The sequence below is a fragment of the Shewanella sp. UCD-KL12 genome, assembly GCF_001957125.1.
Lineage (GTDB): Bacteria > Pseudomonadota > Gammaproteobacteria > Enterobacterales > Shewanellaceae > Shewanella.
Map to the genome: position 1 here is coordinate 1 of NZ_MPHJ01000058.1, position 630 is coordinate 630.

Annotated in this window: 2 rRNA genes; both read right to left on the reverse strand. The window is 45.6% G+C overall.

Annotated features, from left to right (window positions below):
• A 23S ribosomal RNA gene (locus BM736_RS24830) occupies nt 1–87 on the reverse strand; the annotation flags it as partial.
• Between the two features lie 325 nt (nt 88–412).
• Nucleotides 413–630 (reverse strand): 16S ribosomal RNA (locus tag BM736_RS24835); the annotation flags it as partial.

A 630-nucleotide genomic window follows, 5' to 3' on the forward strand; every position in this document is an offset into this window, starting at 1 on the left:
AGCTCGCCAACGCTTTTCGCAAGTTACTACGTCCTTCATCGCCTCTGACTGCCAAGGCATCCACCGTATACGCTTAGTCACTTAACCATACAACCCACATAAGTTTGTAACCTACATGCACTGTATCGCAACTAATGGTGTTTACTTTCGCCAAAAGAATACTCATGAACCATATTGCTATGATTCGGGCACTTGATTTAAGTGTTTTGAGAACTCAATTATAAATATTTCGCGCTAATGCTATAAACAACCAATCACTTACGAATAAGTTCATCGTTGYCCCTTTCACATTAACACTATCAGCTTTCCAAATTTTTAAAGAACAAGCATCGCCGCTCGGGCGTGCCACTCGCTCTAACAAGAACAAGTTATCTGTGTGAACACTCAGCAAATATTGAGTTAGTCGTATAGGTAAGGAGGTGATCCAGCCCCAGGTTCCCCTAGGGCTACCTTGTTACGACTTCACCCCAGTCATGAACCACACCGTGGTAAACGCCCTCCCCGAAAGGTTAAGCTATCTACTTCTGGTGCAGCCCACTCCCATGGTGTGACGGGCGGTGTGTACAAGGCCCGGGAACGTATTCACCGTAGCATTCTGATCTACGATTACTAGCGATTCCGACTTCATGG